The 19,606-nt window shown below is 65.1% G+C and carries 19 protein-coding genes; 8 read left to right on the forward strand and 11 right to left on the reverse strand.

All coding sequences use genetic code 11. The features are described from left to right. Positions 1-126 precede the first annotated feature (126 nt). From KXR53_RS10190 to benA, 9 genes are read right to left on the reverse strand one after another with little or no spacing between them, the layout of a single operon-like run. Positions 127-1,848 carry a tannase/feruloyl esterase family alpha/beta hydrolase gene (locus tag KXR53_RS10190; RefSeq protein WP_437375016.1) on the reverse strand — a complete coding sequence of 574 codons (1,722 nt, stop codon included), beginning with the start codon at positions 1,846-1,848 and terminating at the stop codon, positions 127-129. A gap of 38 nt (positions 1,849-1,886) precedes the next feature. Further along, positions 1,887-3,248: an MFS transporter gene (locus KXR53_RS10195; protein ID WP_437375017.1), complete on the reverse strand. Its 1,362-nt coding sequence runs from the start codon at positions 3,246-3,248 to the stop codon at positions 1,887-1,889. 49 nt (positions 3,249-3,297) lie between these two features. Next, on the reverse strand, positions 3,298-3,576 hold the full coding sequence (gene catC / locus KXR53_RS10200) for a muconolactone Delta-isomerase (protein WP_437375018.1): 279 nt from the start codon (positions 3,574-3,576) through the stop codon (positions 3,298-3,300). 10 nt (positions 3,577-3,586) lie between these two features. Next, positions 3,587-4,744, reverse strand: a complete 1,158-nt coding sequence (locus KXR53_RS10205) for a muconate cycloisomerase family protein (RefSeq protein WP_437375019.1) — start codon at positions 4,742-4,744, stop codon at positions 3,587-3,589. Positions 4,745-4,774: 30 nt separating this feature from the next. Beyond that, positions 4,775-5,704, reverse strand: a complete 930-nt coding sequence (gene catA / locus KXR53_RS10210) for a catechol 1,2-dioxygenase (RefSeq protein ID WP_437375020.1) — start codon at positions 5,702-5,704, stop codon at positions 4,775-4,777. 58 nt (positions 5,705-5,762) lie between these two features. Beyond that, positions 5,763-6,539 carry a 1,6-dihydroxycyclohexa-2,4-diene-1-carboxylate dehydrogenase gene (locus KXR53_RS10215; protein ID WP_437375021.1) on the reverse strand — a complete coding sequence of 259 codons (777 nt, stop codon included), beginning with the start codon at positions 6,537-6,539 and terminating at the stop codon, positions 5,763-5,765. Between the two features lies 1 nt (position 6,540). Beyond that, on the reverse strand, positions 6,541-7,575 hold the full coding sequence (gene benC, locus KXR53_RS10220; RefSeq protein WP_437375022.1) for a benzoate 1,2-dioxygenase electron transfer component BenC: 1,035 nt from the start codon (positions 7,573-7,575) through the stop codon (positions 6,541-6,543). A 26-nt stretch (positions 7,576-7,601) separates the two neighbouring features. After that, positions 7,602-8,108: a benzoate 1,2-dioxygenase small subunit gene (gene benB, locus KXR53_RS10225; RefSeq protein WP_437375023.1), complete on the reverse strand. Its 507-nt coding sequence runs from the start codon at positions 8,106-8,108 to the stop codon at positions 7,602-7,604. Continuing rightward, on the reverse strand, positions 8,105-9,451 hold the full coding sequence (benA, locus tag KXR53_RS10230; protein WP_437375024.1) for a benzoate 1,2-dioxygenase large subunit: 1,347 nt from the start codon (positions 9,449-9,451) through the stop codon (positions 8,105-8,107). The genes benB and benA overlap by 4 nt, the downstream gene beginning before the upstream one ends. Before the next feature lie 163 nt (positions 9,452-9,614). Here benA and KXR53_RS10235 point away from each other — a divergent pair, with 163 nt between their 5' ends. Then, a complete protein-coding gene (locus tag KXR53_RS10235) occupies positions 9,615-10,523 on the forward strand; it encodes a LysR family transcriptional regulator (RefSeq protein ID WP_437375025.1) in 909 nt (302 codons plus the stop codon). A 225-nt stretch (positions 10,524-10,748) separates the two neighbouring features. Here KXR53_RS10235 and KXR53_RS10240 read toward each other — a convergent pair whose 3' ends face one another. Next, positions 10,749-10,952: an alpha/beta fold hydrolase gene (locus tag KXR53_RS10240; protein ID WP_437375026.1), complete on the reverse strand. Its 204-nt coding sequence runs from the start codon at positions 10,950-10,952 to the stop codon at positions 10,749-10,751. 107 nt (positions 10,953-11,059) lie between these two features. Between KXR53_RS10240 and KXR53_RS10245 the strand changes: the two genes are divergently transcribed. The 6 genes from KXR53_RS10245 to KXR53_RS10270 all read left to right on the forward strand — a co-directional run bounded on the left by KXR53_RS10245 (position 11,060) and on the right by KXR53_RS10270 (position 17,487). Continuing rightward, positions 11,060-11,953, forward strand: a complete 894-nt coding sequence (locus KXR53_RS10245) for an MBL fold metallo-hydrolase (protein ID WP_437375027.1) — start codon at positions 11,060-11,062, stop codon at positions 11,951-11,953. Between the two features lie 64 nt (positions 11,954-12,017). After that, a complete protein-coding gene (locus tag KXR53_RS10250; RefSeq protein ID WP_437375028.1) occupies positions 12,018-13,064 on the forward strand; it encodes a sugar ABC transporter substrate-binding protein in 1,047 nt (348 codons plus the stop codon). Further along, the gene (locus KXR53_RS10255; protein ID WP_437375029.1) at positions 13,064-14,596 is read left to right on the forward strand and encodes a sugar ABC transporter ATP-binding protein; all 1,533 of its coding nucleotides are present in this window, start codon (positions 13,064-13,066) and stop codon (positions 14,594-14,596) included. Before KXR53_RS10250 ends, KXR53_RS10255 begins: the two co-directional genes overlap by 1 nt. After that, positions 14,589-15,614: an ABC transporter permease gene (locus tag KXR53_RS10260; protein WP_437375030.1), complete on the forward strand. Its 1,026-nt coding sequence runs from the start codon at positions 14,589-14,591 to the stop codon at positions 15,612-15,614. Before KXR53_RS10255 ends, KXR53_RS10260 begins: the two co-directional genes overlap by 8 nt. 113 nt (positions 15,615-15,727) lie before the next feature. Continuing rightward, entirely contained in the window at positions 15,728-16,465 is a 738-nt protein-coding gene (locus KXR53_RS10265) for an SDR family NAD(P)-dependent oxidoreductase (protein WP_437375031.1), read from the forward strand. A 23-nt stretch (positions 16,466-16,488) separates the two neighbouring features. Then, positions 16,489-17,487, forward strand: a complete 999-nt coding sequence (locus KXR53_RS10270) for an ABC transporter substrate-binding protein (protein WP_437375032.1) — start codon at positions 16,489-16,491, stop codon at positions 17,485-17,487. 255 nt (positions 17,488-17,742) lie between these two features. On the opposite strand, the gene KXR53_RS10275 is transcribed toward KXR53_RS10270, so the two are convergent. Further along, a complete protein-coding gene (locus tag KXR53_RS10275) occupies positions 17,743-18,399 on the reverse strand; it encodes a TetR/AcrR family transcriptional regulator C-terminal ligand-binding domain-containing protein (RefSeq protein WP_437375033.1) in 657 nt (218 codons plus the stop codon). A gap of 209 nt (positions 18,400-18,608) precedes the next feature. Here KXR53_RS10275 and KXR53_RS10280 point away from each other — a divergent pair, with 209 nt between their 5' ends. Continuing rightward, positions 18,609-19,598, forward strand: a complete 990-nt coding sequence (locus tag KXR53_RS10280; protein WP_437375034.1) for an ABC transporter substrate-binding protein — start codon at positions 18,609-18,611, stop codon at positions 19,596-19,598. Positions 19,599-19,606 lie beyond the last annotated feature (8 nt).

The following is a 19,606-nucleotide window of genomic DNA, read 5'->3' on the forward strand; positions in this document are numbered from 1 at the left end:
ACACGCAGCCAACGGTCCTTGCGGCTGGTGGAAGAGGCGATATCCAAGCTGGCTGCATAGCTCGAAGGTGACGCTGCCGCGTCCTGCCGAGGATGCTCCAGCGATGCCGATGATTTCACCGCGCTGTCAAGGAACAGATGGAGCGCAGACGTAACTCGCCGCCGAAAGTTTGTCGCCGCCGACATATCTCGGATATTTCGGATAGCGGCACATCGGCCGCGCCGCCAGGACATCGAAGGGCGGGACGGCCGTCTTCACCGTCTGGATCAGCGCGTCGGCGGGCGGCTCGCCGGCGGTGACCCAGCGGTCCAGCGGATCGAGCAGATCGACCATGGTCGGTACCGGCGTGCCGTCGGTCACGCTGACGGCCGGGCCGGTGTGGGTCGAGGCCGGCGAGACGTAAAGCCGCGCGGACGTCTCCACGGTCTCATGACCGAGCTTCGCGATGACCGCGCTGAAGTAGTTGATCCCGGCCAGCGGACTCTGCGCCAGATCGCCCAAGTTCTCGCGGATGATCAGCTTGCCGCCTCGGGCGAAGAAGGCGGACAGGTCGGGGTTCGACGAGTCGATAATCTCGGAGACCTGCTGCAACCGGGACTGGAAATCCTTCGGGTCGAAACGGCTCGGATCGAAATCCGGGTCCTTCGCCACGAAAAAGCGCACGAAATTGGCGCCGTACAGCCATTGCTGCGCCGCGCTCGACGGGTCCACCGCGACGGTCGGCGCCGCCGTCCCGGTGACCCATCGCGTCATCGTGGCGTTCCTCGGATCGGGGGTGGTCTCGTTGCCGTAGAGCCACTGCGGATAGGTCGCCAGCCCGTTCGCGACAGAGAACGGCAGGGTATAGGGCGAATGCACTGCCGAGACGGTTTCGATCTGCGCGTCGGACAGGCAGTGGCTTCCGGCATCGGCGCCGTCCGGGCAGCGCAGCTTCTGCAGGTCGACGTGGGCCGGACAGGCGAGATAATTGTTGACCACCCCGTCGGCGAGCCCATCGAGCGCGTCGCAGGCATCCGAGACGAACCTCGCCAGGGTCACGACCTTGTCCGGCCCCATCCACCCGCTGCGAAGCTGGGGCCGCTGATGGGGGATGTAGGACTGGAACAGCATCGACAGCTGCACCACCGGGACGACGCTGACCACGCCGTCGTAGTCGGCGGGGAAGCGCTGCGCCATGGTCAGCCCCTCGCGCCCGCCCTCGGACCCGCCGAAATAGTAGAGCCGGGAGGGCCCGCGCCGATAGAACGAGCGCATGACGGTCACGGCCACATCCCTCACCTTCTTGTATGAGGCGTAGCCGTAGTTGATCAGCATCTCGTCGTTGAGGCCGAACGCGCCGATGCGGTCCGGCGCGAAGGCCGATGCCTGATGCCCTGAATCCGTGCCGAGGGTGGCATAGCCGCGGGTCAGCGGCAGCGGATCGCCGGGAGCGGCATCGCGCAACGGCGCCAGCCCGGTGATCAGCGTGCCGTTGTAGCCGCCACCACCATACTGCAGCGCTTTACCGTTCCAGGCGATCGGCAGATTGACCTGGAAGTTGATCGGTTGTGCCGCTGGGTCGACCGGGGCGATGGCGCCCAGCACCTTGCAGTAGTCCGGCGTGGCCAGGACCGTCTTGCCATCTGAGACCGATTGCGGCGCAGCCGGGACGAAGGTCGCGGACACGATCGCCGCCGGGCCGCTGGGCAGCCCGATGGCCGAGGGCGGAACCGCCTGCCCGGCGAGGCCAGGGCACGCCGCCTTCAACTCATCGGCGCCCGGGACATCGGTCTGTGCCTGGGCCGTACCCACCACGAGCACGATCGCGGCGACGCTGCAGAAGCGCACTCGACGGATCACCATCTTCATCCGGCTTCCCCCCGCAAAGAGTCGAACGGCGCATCCTCTCATGCCGCGGTCTCGGACATCGCGGCGACACTGGCAGCGGCAGCCGGGGTCCGGCCCCGCAGCCGGCCCTTGGCCAGCATGCCGGCCGCGGCGATCAGCGCCGGGACCGCGGCGACGCTGAAGACGGTGGCGAGATCCCAGCCGAGGGAGAGCAGGACGCCGCCGACCATCGAGCCCAGGATCGAGCCGGTGCGGCCGACGGCATTGGCCCAGCTGACCCCGGTGGCCCGGCTGGCGGTCGGGTAATAGGCGGCAGCCAGGGCGTTGATGCCGACCTGCGACCCTGCGACGCCGAAGCCGGCGCCGAAGATACCCAGCATCAGCAGCCAGGGAGAGGCCGCGGCGCTGCCCAGCAGCACGATGAAGGCCACGGCGGCGAGATAGGAGGCAGCGAGCACGCGATGCGGCTCAAACCGATCCATCAGCCGGCCGATGGCGACGGCGCCGATGGTACCGCCGGTCGCCAGCAGCGCCGCCATCAGCGAGGCCTGGCCGAGCGTCCAGCCGGCGCTGGTGATCAGCAGCGGCAGCCAGCTCGACAGGAGGTAAAAGACCAAGAGGCTCATGAAGAAGGTCAGCCACAGGAAGATCGTGCCGGCGCTGCGGCCTTCGGCGAAGAGCTGGACCACGGGAAACCCCTTCGCCTTGCCGGCCTGGGCGAATTCGACTCCGGCGAAATCCTCGGCCGGTGCGATCCGGCGCAGCACCGCGGCGATGCGGTCGGTGCGCCCTTCACGCAGCGTCAGGTATCGCGCCGATTCCGGCAGGGCGAGCCAGAGCACCGGGACCAGGGCGATCGGCAGCATGCCGCCCAGCACCAGGAGGCCCTGCCAGCCATAGGCCGCGACGATCTGCGAGGCGGCGAGGCCGGCGACCGCCGAGCCGATGGTGAAGCCGCAGAACATCAGGGTGACCAGCGAGGATCGCCGGCGTTCCGGGCAGTATTCGGCGGTCAGGGTGATGGCGCTGGGCATGGCGCCGCCGAGGCCGAGACCGGTGACGAAGCGCCAGATCGTCAGCTCCTCGACCGATCCAGCCGTGGCCGAGGCCAGGCTGGCGGCGCCGAAGCCCAGCGTGGTCAGGACCAGTACACTCTTGCGCCCGATCCGGTCGGCCAGCGGCCCGAACAGGAAGGCGCCGAGCATCAGCCCGAGCAGCCCGGCGCCGAACAGCGGCGCCAGCTGCGCCGGCGTGACGCCCCAGCCCGCCTTCAGCGCCGGGGCGATGAAGCCGATCGCCGCGGTGTCGAAACCGTCGATCGCCACCACCAGGAAGCACAGGGCGACGACCGAGACCTGGAATCGCGACAGCGGGTGCGAGTTGATGACGTCCTGGACGTCCACGATGCGCGGCTGCGCCATGGCAAAACCTCCCTTGCTGGTTGTCGTTGGGTGCGGCGGCCGCCGCGGGTCAGCCGATCGCCGAGGGGTGCCGGGCGAGCGGAGTGACCTCGATGGTCATGAAGGGGAACAGCGGCAGGGTCGACAGGATCGCGTGCAGCTCGTCGTGATCCTCGACGTCGAAGATGCTGACATTGGCGTAGCGCCCGGCGACCCGCCACAGATGGCGCCACTTGCCGGCGCGCTGCAGCTCTTGCGCCCGCGCCTTCTCCTCGGCCTTCAGCCGTTCGAACCGGGCCGGATCGACATCGTGCGGCACCCGCACATCCATCTGCACATGGTAGAGCATGGGCCTCTCCTCAGCCGCGGGCGTAGCGGCGCAGCCTGTCGCGGTCGAGCGTAACACCGATGCCGGGGCCGGCCGGCAGCAGTAGGTGAAAATCCTCGAAGCGGAGCGGCTCGGCCACGAGGTCGTCGGTCAGGATCTGCGGCCCGAAATGCTCGCAGCCCCAGCCCAGCTCGCGCAGCGTGGCGAAAACCTGCAGATGCGCCGCCGCCCCGATCGAGCTCTCCAGCAGGCAGCCGCCATAGAGGCCGATCCCCGCCGCCTCGGCCACGGCCGAGACCTTGCGGGTGTTCAGGAGGCCGCCATGCTTAACCAGCTTGAGCGACACGACGTCGGCCGCAGTTGCAGACGCGACCGCGAGCATGTCGTGCGCCGAGAACACGCATTCATCGGCCATCAGCGGTACGTCGCTGCGGGCGCGAAGCCGGGCCATGCCGGCGATGTTCCAGGCCGGCAGCGGCTGCTCCACCAGCCGGACGCCAAGATCGGCCAGAACCGGCAGGCAGCGCGTGGCGGTGGTCTCGTCCCAGGCCTGGTTGGCATCAACGATCAGCGCCGCCCGGTCGCCCAGCGCTCCGGCCAGGCGGCGCAGCCGGGCCAGGTCGGCCGCCGCGTCCTGGGCCCCGACCTTGACCTTGAAGGTCCGGTGCAGCCGGGCCGCCAGCTTGCCCTCCGCCTCCTCGATCTCCTGTCCCGGATCGCCCGAGGCCAGGGTCCACAGCACCGGGATGCGGTCGCGCACCACGCCACCCAGCAGCAAGGCAGCAGGGATGCCAAGGCTGCGGCCGACGGCGTCATAGAGCGCGGTCTCGATCGCCGCCTTGGCCGCGGTGTTGCGCTTGGCCGCCGCGTCCATCCGGGCGCCCGCCGCCTCGAACCGGTCGGCGCGCTGGCCGATCAGCGTCGGGGCGAGATAGTGGTCGACCGCGGCCTTGATGCTCTCGACGCTCTCCTCGCTCCAGCGCGGGCCGCCCAGGGTCGCCGCCTCGCCGATGCCCTCGGCGCCGCCAGCCAGGCGCAGCTCGACCACGACGTAGCTCTGCGCCGTCACCGACAGCGAGGACAGCTTGTGCCGCCGCCGGGTCGGAACGTCGACGATGGTGCTGCGGATCTCGGCGATGGCGAGATCGCGGGCGAGATCGCCGGTCGGCAGCGCCAGGGTGTCAGGCATGATCGGGGCCTCAATGGAGCGATGGTACGGTCAGGCCGCCTCGGCGTGTGCGCGGTGCACGACCGTGCCGGGCGCATTCTCGGCCTCACGGTTGAGGACGAAGTCGAAGGTGATCCGGGCGAAGGGCGCATTCAGGCCGCGGGCATGGATTTCGGCCGCATCGTCGATGCGCTGCACCGCCGGGATCAGCCCGTCGCGGGTGGCGAAGGCGAAGTCGTCGTGGAGATACGCGTCGCCGTCGATGTTGATCTGGGTGGTGAGCTTGCGGTGGCCCGGCGCCGAGACGAAAAAGTGGATGTGAGCTGGGCGGCGGCCATGGCGGCCGAGCCGGTCGAGCAGCTTCTGCGTCGGCCCGTCCGGCGGGCAGGCGTAGCCCGAAGGCAGGATCGAGCGGAAGCGGTAGCGCCCTTCGGCGTCCGTCTCAATACGCCGGCGCAGATTGTACTTCGTCTGCGATGGATCGAAGAAGGAATAGCCGCCCAGCGTGTTGGCGTGCCAGACGTCGACGATCGCCCCCGGGACCGGGTTGCCGTCGGCGTCTCGCACCTGGCCGTCCATGAACAGCACCTCGCCCGTCTCGCTGCCGTCGTCGAGCCGGGCCTCGCCCTTGGACAGCGGCGCACCGGCGACATAGAGCGGGCCTTCGATCGTGCGTGGCGTGCCGCCCTCGATCCCGGCCTTCCGCTCCGCCTCGTCCAGGCGCAGGTCGAGGAAGGTCTCGAGGCCGAGGCCCGGGACCAGCAGCCCGACCTCATTGGCCTGTCCAAGAGAAGTCAGGTAGCTCATGGCCGACCAGAACTCGTCCGGCTGGACGTCGAACTCCTCGATCGTGCGGAACAGATCGGACACGACGCGGTGCACGATCTGCTTCAGCCGCGCATCCCCGGCGTCCTGGCCGAGGCCGCTGACCTTGTCGAGCAGCGACCGGACCTCGGGGCTGTTCAGCAGGCTGTCACTCATGGCGTTCTCCTCCGTGATCGCCGCTCGCTGCGGCTTCGTGCTGTCTGGTGGCGGGTCGTCAGCCGAGATCCCCGCCGGCCACCGGCAAGGTGACGCCGGTGATGTAGGAGGCCTCGTCCGATGCCAGGAACAGGATCGCCGCCGCCTGCTCCTCCACGGTGCCGTAGCGGTGCATCAGGCTGGAGGAGACGGTCTGGTCGACCACCTCGCGCCACCACCCGGCCTCGCGCTCGTCCGGCGGCGCCGGGTTGCGCGGGATGCGCCGCGGCGGGGCCTCGGTGCCGCCGGGGGCGACGCCGCAGACGCGGATGCCATGCGCGGCGTATTCGAAGGCGAGGCAGGCGGTGATCGCGTTCACCCCGCCCTTGGCCGCGGCATAGGGCACCCGATTGACACTGCGGGTGGCGACCGAGGAGACGTTGACGATCACGCCCCCGCCCTGCGCCAGCATCGCCGGCAGCACGGCGCGGCAACCCCACAGCGTCGGGAATAGCGAGCGGCGGATCTCCGCCTCGATCTGCGCCTCCTGGTACTCTGCATAGGGCTTGGCCCAGATCGTGCCGCCGACATTGTTGACCAGGATGTCGACCCGCCCGAACCGCGCCCGCGTTCGCTCCACCGCAGTGGTCGCGCCGCCGAACGTCTCCAGGTCGGCGATCACGGTCAGTGCCTCGGCGCCTTCGGCCGCCGCCTCCTGCCGCACTTCCTCGACCAGCTCGGACCGGTCGACCAGGGCGACGCGCCCGCCCTCCCGGGCCAGCCGCAGGGCGACGGTGCGGCCGATACCTTGCGCCGCCCCGGTCACCATCGCCACCTTGCCGGCGAACCGGGCCATCTCACGCCGCCTGCCGACGGGGCGCGTCGGCGGACGCGCTGGGCGAGAACTTCTCGGTGTAGAAGTTGGCAGGCTTGATGCCCTGCTCGCCGAGCCAGCCGCGGACCGCGTCGACCATGGGCGGCGGGCCGCAGAGATAGACGTCGACCTCGCCGCCGTTCAGTTGGCCGGCCTCGATATGCCCGGTGACGTAGCCCTTGCGCGGATGCGAGCTGTCCGCCGCCGCGACGCAGCTGGCGAAGGTGAAGTCGGGGATCTGCGCGGCGAAGTCCTCCAACCGGTCGACCGCCACGAGATCCGCGTCATTGGTAACGCCGTAGACCAGATGGACCGGGTGCCCGCCGGTGCCGGCCTCGGCCAGCCGCCCGAGCATCGACAGGAACGGCGCCAAGCCGGTGCCGCCGGCCAGGAACAGCAGCGGCCGCCTCACCTCGCGCAGGTAGAAGCTGCCCTCCGGCCCGCTGAATCCGATCGCCATGCCCGGCTCGGCGCGGTCGCGCAGGAAGCCACTCATCAGCCCGCCCGGGATGTCCCGGACCAGGAAGGACAGACGGTCCGAACCCGGTGCCAAGCTGAAGGAATAGGCGCGCCGCTGGTCGGTCCCCGGCACCTGGACGTTGACGTACTGCCCCGGCAGGAAACCGAAGCCGTCCGTCCCTTCGAGCGAGAAGGCGATGGTGGTGTCGGACAACCGGTCGACCGAGACGAGGCGGGTCTCGACCGACTGCCGGCCGGTCTTGCACATCTGCGACGAGGCGGCGACGGCGACCACCAGGTCCGACTTCGGCCGCGCCTGGCAGGCCAGCGCCAGCCCTTCGGCCGCCTCCTCCGCCGTCAGCGCGTCGTCGATATAGCTGCCGCCGTCATAGGCGCCGGATTCGACCCGGCATTTGCAGGTGCCGCAGGCGCCGTCGCGGCAGTCCAGCGGGATGTTGATGCCGACGCGGTACGAGGCGTCGGCGACGGTCTCGCCGGGCCGCGCCTCGACGAAGCGGGTGACGCCGTCCTCGAAGTTCAGCGCGATGGTGTGGCTCATGGCTCCGATCCTCCGGTCGCGCGCGGTCAGATGTGGTAGATGTCGATGACGTGGTGGATGTAGTCGTTCTTCAGCACGACCTTCTTGCGCGTGATCCGCGGCTCCGGCCCGGTGGTGTCGAGCGTGTAGAAGGAGGTGCCGAAATAGGTGTCGACCGTCTTGTAGCGGTAGCTGAGAGTCACCCAGTTGCACCGCAGCCGGCAGGCGCCGCCACCCTGCTCCAGGATCTCGACATTGCTGATGTTGTGCGAGGTCCGTGGCTCCGGCAGGCTGGTGGCGCTCGACCGCTCGGTGCGGATGCGGAAGACGCGGTCCTCGAGCCCGTCCTTGCTGCCGTACCAGATCAGCGAGATCTCGGATTGCGGATCGGTAACCAGCCGGTCGTCGTCGTCCCAGGACGGCATCCAGAACTCGACCTCCGGCGCATAGAGCGCCAGCCAGGAATCCCAGTCGCGGTCATCCAGATAGCGGGCCTCGCGGTACAGGAACTGCTGCACCTCCTCGACCGACAGCCTCTCGATCACGGCGGTCATCGCTTGGCCTCCTCGGCCGCAGCGGCGCGCTGCATCGTCTCCAGCCAGTGCCGGTGCTGGAGGACGAACAGCCCTTCGTCCTCGGTGCGGACGCCGCTCATCAGCGGCTTCATGCCGATCGCCTGGGCAGCCGGGTCCGGTCCCTCGATCCAGTGGACTGCGCCGCGGCTGAGATCGTTCCAGCGCGCCGCCCGGCCGAGATAGGACATCTGGCAGGCGCGGAACTCCTCCAGATCGTCCGGCGTCGCCATGCCGCTGGCGTTGAAGAAATCCTCGTATTGCCGGATGCGGTGGGCGCGCGCCTTGGGGTCCTCACCCTTCGGCGCGATGCAGTAGATGGTGACCTCGGTCCTGTCGACCGCGATCGGCCGGTAGTGCCGGATCTGCGAGCTGAATTGGTCCATCAGATAGACGTTCGGGTACAGGCAGAGATTGCGCGACCGCCGCACCATCCATTCCGCCCGCGCCTCGCCGAACTGCGCCGCCAGCTCTTCGCGCCGTCCCCAGTTCGGCCGGTCCTCGGGGTTGGCCCAGTTGGTCCACAGCAGCAGGTGCCCGTTCTCGAAGGAGTAGAAGCCGCCGCCCTGCTTGGCCCAGCCGCCCGCATCCATGGCGCGGACATTGTCGACCTTCTCGGCCTGCTTGCGCCGGCTGGTGGTGGCCGCGTAGTTCCAGTGCACCGCCGTGACGTGGTAGCCGTCGGCGCCATTCTCGGTCTGCAGCTTCCAGTTGCCGTCGAAGACATAGGTGGAGGAGCCGCGCAGCACCTCCAGCCCGTCCGGCGACTGATCGACGATCATGTCGATGATCTTCGCCGCCTCCCCCAGATGCTCGTGCAGCGGCGCGACGTCGGGGTTGAGGCTGCCGAACAGGAAGCCGCGATAGGAGTCGAACCGCGCCACGCGGGTCAGGTCGTGCGAGCCGTTGCAGTTGAAGCCGTCCGGATAGCCGGCGCCGTCCGGGTCCTTCACCTTCAGGAGCCTGCCCGTATTGCTGAAGGTCCAGCCGTGAAACGGACAAGTGAAGGTCGATTTTGTGCCGCGCTTGAACCGGCACAGCATGGCGCCGCGATGGCTGCAGGCGTTGACGAAGGCGTTCAGCTCGCCGCTGCGGCTGCGGGTGATGACGACGGGCTGCCGCCCGATCGTGGTGGTGAAATAGTCGTTCGGGTTCGGGATTTGGCTCTCATGCGCCAGGTAGATCCAGTTGCCCTCGAAGATGTGCTTCATCTCGAGCTCGAAGAGCTCCGGATCGGTGAAGATATCCCGGGCGCAGCGGTAGAGGCCGGCAGCCGCATCCTCGATGAGGGCGGTGTCGAGGACCTGGCGGGCGGTATCGAGCATGCGCGTCTCTCCCCTGGTCTCCGCCTGGGTCCGCGGCGGACCGGAGGGCCGGTCTTGTGGCGATACCCTGGCCGTTCGTTCTTCTGGCCCCGGAACGATCGCCCCTTCTGCCGGGCAGGGTCCAAGACTAAATTGGTCGAATCCATACCCTGGAGGTATCGTCTTGGATCTGCGGCAGCTCCGCTACTTCGTCGCCGTAGCCCGCGAGCGGAACTTCACCCGGGCGGCGGAGATCCTGCGCATCGCCCAGCCCCCGCTGAGCCGGCAGATCCGGCAGCTGGAGGACGAGCTGGGCGTCACCCTGTTCGAGCGCGGCAGCCGGCCGGTGCGGCTGACCGAGGCGGGCCGCCTTCTCTACGAGCAGGCCGTGCGGGCGCTGGACCATATGGAGGAGATCCACGCCATCATGCGCCGGCTGCGCGAGGCGGAGATCCCGCGCTTCAGCATCGGCTTCGTGGTCTCGACCCTCTACGGCAAGCTGCCGGAAGTGATCCGCCGCTACCGCGCCGCCCGCCCCCGGGTCGAACTGACCCTGCTGGAGCTGACGACGCTGGAGCAGATCGCGGCGCTGAAGGAAGGACGGATCGATGTCGGCTTCGGCCGAATTCCCTTCGACGACCCGCTGATCGAGCGGGTGCTGCTGCGCAACGAGCGGATCATCGTGGCGCTGCCCGAAACCCATCCGCTGCTGGCGGGGGCGGACGCGCTGAGCCTCGGCGACCTCGCCGGCCAGCCGCTGATCATCTACCCCAAGGCGCCGCGGCCGAGCTATGCCGACCAGGTGCTGGCGCTGTTCCGCGACCGCGGCCTGAAGCCGACGGTGGTGCATGAGGTGCGCGAGCTGCAGACGGCGCTCGGCCTGGTGGCGGCGGAGACCGGGCTCTGCCTCGTGCCCGCGGGCGTGGCCCGGTTGCAGCGCGACGGCGTGCTTTACCGGCCGCTGGACGAGGAGGCCGCGCTGACGCCGATCATCATGAGCCACCGCAAGGACGACCGCTCGCCGGAGATCGCGCTGATGCTGAAGATCATCCGCGAGATGTACCGCAGGAGCGGCATCACGTTCGGCGTGTAGATCGCATCAGCGGGGAGGCGCGATCATCTGATCACCACCGGCTTCGAGCCTATTCTTTAGCATCGAGCCCGAAATTCTGCACCTTCCGATACAACACAGCGGCAGGGCTGGGCCATAGAGCGGTTGGTCGAAGATACTATACCCCAGCTCGCAGCATAGTTTCTGGTCAACGATCCGGTCACTGACACTCTGCTGACGATTCTTGGATCGGTGTTGACCGGCGCCTCATGTGGGGCAGCGTCGCTTCAGCCAGCTGATGGCCAGCTTATTGAGCGCCGCCGGTCTCTCCTGCTGCGTCCAATTGGCGATGACATGCTTCTCCAGGTCGGGAACATACGTTTCCGTCCCATCCATCATGGCTGGGGTGAGCACCACGTCGTCCTCCGCACCAATCATCAGCGAGGGAACCCGGATGGTCACGTCGCGCATTGACTCTTGGTATAAATTAATATACAGGTCGTATTGTAAACTAAATGGTTCGCGGCCACGAATTGCCGATCTCGCAAGGCCTGAGGGAGGATTGTGTGAGTAGGACGATGAGTCTCGGCTCGTTGACGATCGACCGCGTTGTCGAATGCGAGCGATGCCGCTTCGCACCGGACACGCTGTTTCCGACCTTGAACCGCACCCAGGTGCGGAAAAGTGCTTGCTGGCTGGATCCGGGCGTCATCGACCGCGCAACCGGCGAACTTTTCTTAAGCTTCCACAGTTACGTCGTTCGTGCGAAGGGCCGGGTGATCTTGGTCGATACGTGCAGTGGCAACCATAAGCACCGTCCGGCGCTCCCAGCCCATCACCAGCTCGACACGCGATATCTGGAGAATCTGGCGGCAGCCGGCGTTCGTCCCGAAGATGTCGATGTCGTGTTGTGCACGCATCTTCATCCGGATCACACCGGATGGAACACACAGTGCGCCGACGGGCGCTGGGTGCCGACGTTCCCGAACGCGCGTTACCTCATGAGCGCTGTCGATTTCGCGCAATACGAACAGCTTCATGCAAGCCGGCCCGCCGACCCGGTTGCCGCTGATGTCGCTCGCTCATTCGAGGACAGCGTCCTGCCCATCGCGGAAGCCGGCCAAGCCGACCTCGTCTCCCTTGATCATCGTGTCCACGATGAGCTCGCCACGGGCGTCTGGTTCGAGAGCGCGGCAGGCCATTCTCCCGGCCAGGTGATCATCCATACGAAATCGGAAGAACGTCACGCGGTACTTTCCGCCGACGTCATCCATCATCCGATACAGCTCTTAGATCTCGGCATGCCGATGGGCGGCGACGCCGATCCGGCTGAGGCCGCTGTGACGCGCCGGCGTCTCGTCGAAACCTACGTCGATACAGATACGCTCATTCTTCCCGCACACTTCCCAGACCCTTCCGCCGGCCGTTTCACCAGCAGCGGCGGCGACCTGCGCTTCGTATGGAGGGAATGACGTTCAAATAGGCGAACCGGCCCGAAGAGCCGCGACAACGACAAGATCAAAAGGGAGGAACGAAATGAGGATGACGACGTGGTTTGCGTCGGCGTTTGCGGTCGGCGCGCACCTGCTTTCTGGGTCCCCGATGGCATGGGCCGACTCGCAGCTCATCGACGTCGGCAATGGCATCGAGGTGCCGGTCGATCCGGGCAAGCCACTGAAGTTGGCGTATTTCGCCCCGTCCGAGAATAGCTTCCTTCAGGCGAACCTTGAATCTTTGCGCGAGACGGCGGCAAAGGTGGGCGCTGAGGTCCAGTTCTTCGACAGTGGCTGGTCCGCGACTAAGCAATACAATCAGTTACAGAATGCGATCCAGAGCGGCCGCTTCAACGCCTTTCTTGTGCAGCCGTTGGACGGACAGCTCCTCTGTAAGATTTTGAGCGAAGACGCTCCAAAGGCCGGCATCCTGGTCAGCATCACCGTCGTTCAGCTTTGCAACCGGGGCACGCTGTCTGGTGACCAGCAGTGGGCGCCTGGGACGCTTAACTTCGTCGGCGGCCAACAGTCATACGATTCCTACAAGCTCTGGATTGACCACATCGTCAAGCTCAATCCCGGCAAGCACAAGGTTGGTGTCCTCTCAGGTCCCGACCTCGTCCCCAATGCGGTCAATATGGAGAAGGCGCTGAGGGAGGCGCAGGCGGCCAATCCCGAATTCGAGGTGGTCGGGATCTGGCGGACCGACTACTCCCCGCCCCAGGGGCTGCAGAAGACGCAGAACATGATTCAGTCGCACCCCGATATCGACATCATCCTCGTCGTCTATTCGACCATCACGCGGGGCGCGGTGGCGGCGCTCAAGAACGCTGGGAAATCGCCCGGCGAGATAAAGATCTATGATTTCGGCGGAACCATCTGGGCCAGGCAGGCTGTCAAGGACGGCTGGATCGAGCTCACGTTCCCGCAATATGCCCGCAGCATTATCAGGGCAGCCGTAGAGGCGCTGGCGGCGGCCCACTCCGGCGAGCCGGGGCCACACTTCGTGCCGCGCGACGGCGTGCCGGAGAAGCAGGCCGGCATCGTGGACAAATCGAATGTCGACGCGTTCAATCCCGAGTCCGACTGATGCCGCCAGAGTTGCATGTCTCCAGCAGCGCCGAACCGCCGGCGATCCGCTTTTCGCGGGTCGGCAAGGCCTTCGGCCCGACCACAGTCCTCGCCGACATCGATCTCAGCATCGACCGAGGAACCGTGCATGCCTTCGTCGGTCAGAACGGGGCGGGCAAGTCGACCACGCTCGGCATCCTGACCGGTCGATTGTCGCCCTCGCAAGGCCATGTGGAAGTGTTCGGCCAAGCGCTGTCTCCGGGCGAGCCGCGCGCAGCGCGGGCGGCGGGGATCGCCGCCATCTATCAAGAACTGACCATCGTCCCAACGCTCTCGGCGGCCGACAATGTCTTCCTCGGACAGCCTCTCGTCCGCCACGGGATCATGAGTGACAGCGCGATGCGAGCGCGCTTTCGCGAACTCGCCGGGCGGTTCGACGCCTGCATTGCGCCGGAAACGCAGGCGGGCCGGCTCTCCATCGCCGACCACCAAATCCTGGAAATCTTACGGGCGTTGCAAGCCGAAGCCCGGATCATTCTTCTCGACGAACCCACGGCGGCCCTGCCCCCGTTCGAGCGAGACACGCTGTTCCGGCGCTTGAAGGAGCTCCGCGCGAGCGGCGTCACCATGGTTCTGGTGAGCCACAATCTGGACGAGGTGCTCGATCTGGCGGACGCCATATCGGTGTTCCGCAACGGCCGTCTGGTACGAACGGCGAAGCGCGGCGAATGGACGAAGCCGGCGCTGGTCAGGGCAATGCTGGGCCATGCCCCAGCCTCTGCACCTCGACGCAAAGGAAGGCCGTTCTCGCTGAGGCTTTTCCTGGAGGCCAGCGGCATCACCGTCCCCGGGCTCATCGAGGACGCGGCAATCACGGTCGGGGAGGGAGAGATTGTCGGCCTTGCGGGTCTCGTGGGCTCTGGGCGGACGACGCTGTTGCGTGCCCTCGCCGGGCTCGAACCTCGTGCAGCCGGCCGGCTGGTGATCGAAGGTAAAGAATATGCCCTGCCGCGAAATCCGAATAAGGCGCTTGCGCTCGGGATCGCCCTCGTGCCGGAGGACCGCAAGGGACAGGGATTGGCCCTCAGCATGAGCGCACGCGAGAATATCCTGTTGAGCGACTTCGGATCGGTTGCGACCGCGGGCGTCCTCTCTGAGCGACGGATGACAGCGCGCGCGGGCAGCCTCGTCTCGGCCTTCGGCTTCGATCCGGCTCGGTTGATGAAGCCGGCGCGAACGCTCTCGGGCGGCAGCCAGCAGAAATTGCTGCTCGCCCGCTGGAACCATCGGCGGCCACGGCTGCTCTTAGCCGACGAACCGACGCGGGGCATCGATATCGGCGCGAAGGAGGAAATCCTCGCAACCTTCCGACGGCTTGCCGAGGAGGGATTGTCGATTGTCATCGTCTCGTCTGATCTCGAGGAAGTGGCCGGTGTCGCCGATCGCATCCTCGTCCTGTCGGCGGGCCGGTCGGTCGGCTGGCTTAATGGCGGAGCATCGGTCTCCGAGATGTTGCACAAGGCGTTTGCGACGGAGCCGGACCATGACTGAGCTTCATGCTGTTTCCAAATCGCAGGTGACCGAACCCGTTCATCCGTCGCCGCATGAGGCTTCCAGCACGCAACCCGCTACGAGCGGCGGAGTGAGAAGCTTCCTCGCGCGGTTTGCAATGGTTTGGGTTCTTGTCGGGCTCGTGGCGCTCTCTCAACTTCTCTATCCCGGCTTTCTCGATATTGGGAACGTTCTCAATATCCTTAGTCAGAACGCGCCTGTCGGCATCATCGCCGTCGGCATGACATTCGTCATGATCGCCGGAGGCTTCGATCTGTCGGTGGGATCGCTCTATGCCGCGGGAGCCACTTTTTATGCGGCTCAGGCGAAGGGTCTACCTCTTCCACTTGCCGCCGCCGTCACGCTGTTGGTTGGCGTTCTTGCTGGACTCCTGAACGGCCTCGTCATCACCAAACTGAGGGTCAACCCGTTCGTCGCAACCCTGGGCACAAGCTCGATCTTCGCAGGCGCCGCGTTCCTATATTCCCACTCGGCGCCGATCATTGTGGATGATCCAGCCTTTTCGACGCTTGGTGCCGGTCGCTTGGCGGGAACGCCGATCTCGGTACTCCTGATGTTTGTGGTCTTTGTTCTTGGCGGCGCCGTCCTATCGAAGACGGTGTATGGCCGTTCCCTCTACGCGATCGGGGGGAATGCTGAGGCCGCGCATCTTGCCGGCCTGCCGGTCGATCGCCTGCGCATCTCTACCTATGTCCTGGTCGGCGTACTTTCCGTTTTGGGCGGAATGATCATTGCGTCTCGCTTGAGCATGGGTCAGGCGGATATCGGTGGCACCATCGCACTCGATGCGATCTCCATGGTCATCATCGGAGGGACTTCGCTTTTCGGCGGGGCGGGTGCTGTTTGGCGAACTGCCGTGGGCATGCTCATCCTCGCCACGCTGACCAATCTCTTTGACGCGCTTGCCCTGAACTCAAACCTTCAGCTCATCGTCAAAGGCGTAATCGTAATTTCCGCCGTCGCTCTCGACGCGCTTTCACAGCGCCGCGCAGCGTGACGCATGAGATTGGAGCGGGTTATCGACGCTTCGGAAGATCAGAATTTTCGCTTCTTCAATCGTCCTGCCGTGCGCGCGCAGCTCGCAACCATCGAAACCAAATGGAGCTAATCATGAGGAAGATCGCGCTCATAACAGGTGGCGCAACTGGAATAGGTGCTGTTGTCGCAAGAAAGGCGGCGGCCAGTGGCTACGATGTCGCGATAGCCGATATTGATGAAGACAACGGAACACAGCTGGCATCCGAGTTGGGGATTCGGTTCTTCAAATGCGATTTCGCTGAAGAAGCGGAGATCCTAAAGCTTACGAAAACGGTCGGCCCGGTGTGGCTATTGGTCAATGGTGTCGGCGTGCTCGGCCCTGTCGCACCTTTGACAAAAATCTCGACAGCTGAGTGGAAAAAGAGCTTTGATGTAAATATTACGTCGCATTTCATAACGACTCGAGAGATTCTGCCAGAAATGCTGAAGAACAAGAGTGGTTGCATTATCAATTTTTCTTCTGCAGCCGCGAAAGTTGGCTATCGCGATCGGTCGCCGTATGTGAGCTCGAAAAAGGCCGTACTCGGCCTAACGGCGGCACTCGCGCGTGAAGTCGGCACGGAAGGTGTGCGGGTGAATGCCATCATTCCGGGCATCGTAAAGGGGGAAAGGCTGTATCGAAGCGTAGAAAAGTACGCGGAACTGCGCAGCATCACCCAAGACGAAGCGCTTCAGCATATGGTTTCACGCATGGCGACCGCACGGCTCATTGAGCCTGAGGAGATCGCAGACACGGTGCTGTTTCTCGCAAGCGATTCGGCCCGGTCGATCACCGGACAGTTCATCGCTGTCGACGGCGGATTTGAATAAGAGAGCCCCGGAGGGAGGAAGTCATGACACTGGATGAATTCTCGCAGGGTCGGCGCTTTGTTGTTCGCGCGATGGTCGGCCTCGTAGCAGCAGGCTTGGTGACGGCCAGCCCGGCGGGCGTGTCACAAGCCGAGGAGAACTCAAGCTCAGCGATGAGGGAGGTGCACCTAGGTGTGTTTCCGATCACCGAGGCTGCGGTTCCTTTGCTGGGGCTCGATCAGGGGATCTTCGCTAAACATGGGCTCAAACTGTCCGTAACGACGCTCGCGAATGCTTCGATCTCGCAGTCCACAGTGAGCGGCCAAGTGGACATCGCGCTCGATTCGTTGCAGCACAATACAGCTGCTGCTTCCGCCGGACTGCCCTTGACTGTCGTTTCAGGTCTCAGTGTAAACGCTCCAGGCCCGTCCGGTCGCGACCCCGACGGCCTTCTCGTGCTAAAGAGCGGGCCGAAAAGGGGTGCGGACTTTAACGGTGCAACGGTGGCTGTCGCCGCCTTAAACAGCGCCGATGAACTGGCGACCAGGGTAATGATTGACAAGCACGGCGGCGACTCGCGCACGCTGAAATTCACGGTCTTGCCATTTCCAGCGATGAAGGTCGCCCTTATGAACGGTCAGGTCAAAGTTGCTGCGCTACATGACCCCTTCTTGAGTTCATTCATGGAGACTGGAGAATTTGCGGCGCCGTTCGGCAATCATTATTTCCAGGCGTTCGCCGACCTTCCTCGCCACGTGTTCGTCACTTCCAAGTCCTATGCAAGTAGCCATCAAGCAGAAATTAGCGCTTTTCATGCCGCGGTTCGCGACAGCATCGCCTACGCGGAAGCCCACCCCGAAGCGATCCCCGCAACCCTGATGAAGTGGTTCGGAACGCCGGCGGCGGTAGCGCAGGCCTCGGTAATGCCTAAACTGCGGGGCAAGGTTACCGCGGAGCATGTCGTCGAAATCCAAAGGCTCTTTCGACAGTATAATTTCACCAGGAGTTTCGTAGACCCGGCTGCGGTTGTGCTACCGCAATGACGAAGCACGAACTGAGTGCAAAGCTGCAATTGCGGTGCCATTCTGCGAGTCGGATCGTTCTTCCAGCGCAGTCGGCTGAACTGGTGATTGATGCCAAATTCGCCGCTAGCATGAGCGCCTGCAGCAAGGACACCATGGCGGAACGGTTCATGTTCGGCACGTTCGTTGTAGCATGAGGTGCAGATATCCCTACTCCACCTGACAGCTGGCGATCATGCGGTGGAGACGGCAAGCCTTAACGACAGTCGGCGATGTTCATTTAGCCTTGCCGTACATCTTAAGGACGATCTTCACGGTCTCTTCGGCGAGGGATTCAGGCAGTTTACGGTAACCACCGAGAAAGGCTCGGCAGATGAGGGGACCGGTTATGAGATCGCAGATCCATTCCGGGTCGGGCGAGCCCTTGAGCTCGCCGCGCTGTCTCGCCCGCTCGAGAGCGCGTGCGGTCGAGGCGCGGCGCGGCGCGATGAAGCTCTGCCACCAGGTCTCCGCGAGCTGTGGGTCATTGCTGATATCGGCGAGGAGACCCGGAAAAAGCCCGGCAATAACTGGATCGTTCCAGAAGCGAATTTGCGACTTCTGAAGTTCAAAGAGGTCCGTTGCCAGCGAACCCGTATCGGGAGTCGGATCCGTTCCGTAGTGCTCGATGAGCGCGCCGAGGACGAGGAGGACCTTGTTGGCGCCGCGGCGGTAGACGGTCGGCCGCGTCGCCTTCGCGCGCTGTGCGACGAGATCATAGGATAGCCGCTGGTAACCGACCTCCGCCAGGAGTTCGATCACAGCCTGATTGATCGCGGCATCCGTTCCAGATTCCCGCGGACGTCCGCGCGGCCGACGCGGCCGCGACTTGAGCGCCGTGCCGTCTTCCGGCTCGGGCCTCGGGGCAGGCTGTGTCGAAGCGCGGGACGCCATCACTTCTCCTCTGGATGCAGCTGCAGCACGATTAGGTATACACGCTGCATCGTAAATAGAGAAGCCGTTGTGCCGGGCTCTGCGACGAAGGTCAGAGGAGCGGCGGAGAGCCCTCACATGCCCCTTGACACGCCGGTTCAATTTCATATACATGACGTATTGTAAATATAAAGGCATCACCGATCGAGAGTGAGGCTAGGGAGGAGAACATGGCTTGTGACCGACGCCCCACGCGCCGCGACTTGATCACCGCGGGCACCTCCGCAACCGCACTGGCAATGTTTCCGATCGCATCTTCACGGGCGCAACAGAGTGTTCCCACATCTGAAGTGCGAGACATGCGCCTAGGCGTCTTTCCAATCACCGATGCTGCGGTCCTCTTGCTTGGTGCCGACCAGGGAATCTTCGCCAGAAATGGCATCAAGCTTTCCGTCACCACGCTCTCGACGGCTTCGATCGTTCAGTCGACCATCAGCGGCCAGGTCGACATCGCGTTGAACTCGCTGCAGCACAGCGTCTCGGCGGCTGCTGCAGGACTGCCTTTGGCGATCGTCTCGGGATTGAGCGTCTGGGCGCAAGGGCCTTCAGGCGCCGACCCCGATGGCCTCATCGTGCTGAAGGACGGGCCGACCACTGGGGCTGAGCTCAATGGGAAGACCATCGCCGTCGTGGCCCTCAATAGCGCTGACGAGTTGGCGGCCAGGATCACAATCGACAAGCACGGCGGCGATTCGAAATCCCTGAGATTCACGGTGTTGCCGCCGGCCGCGATGAGAGGCGCACTGCTCAACGGCGACGTGCAGGCGGCCGTCGTGCATGATCCATTCTACAGCTCCTTCGTAGCGACGGGCAGCTTCGCCGCCCCTTTTGGCAACCCGAACTTCCAGGCGTTCCCGGATTTGCCGAGGCTCGTTCTGATTACCTCGCGCGATTACGCAGGGGCGCACGAGGCCGAGATCGCGGGCTTCAGGGCCGCCATCAAGGAGAGCATCGGCTATACGCTCGGCGATCTCGGAGCCATACCCGGCACGCTCATGAAATGGTTCAACACGCCGGAGGCGGATGCCAAGGCTTCAGCCCTGCCGAAGCTTCGGGCCGAGGTCACGGTGGATCAGGTGGCCGCCGTCAAGAGGCTGTCGGAGCAATACAGCTTCTTGAAGGGCACCGTCGATCCGGCTGCTCTGGTGCTGACCCAATGACGCGCGCT

Source organism: Inquilinus limosus, assembly GCF_051487185.1.
In the GTDB taxonomy this organism is placed as follows: Bacteria; Pseudomonadota; Alphaproteobacteria; order DSM-16000; family Inquilinaceae; genus Inquilinus; species Inquilinus limosus_F.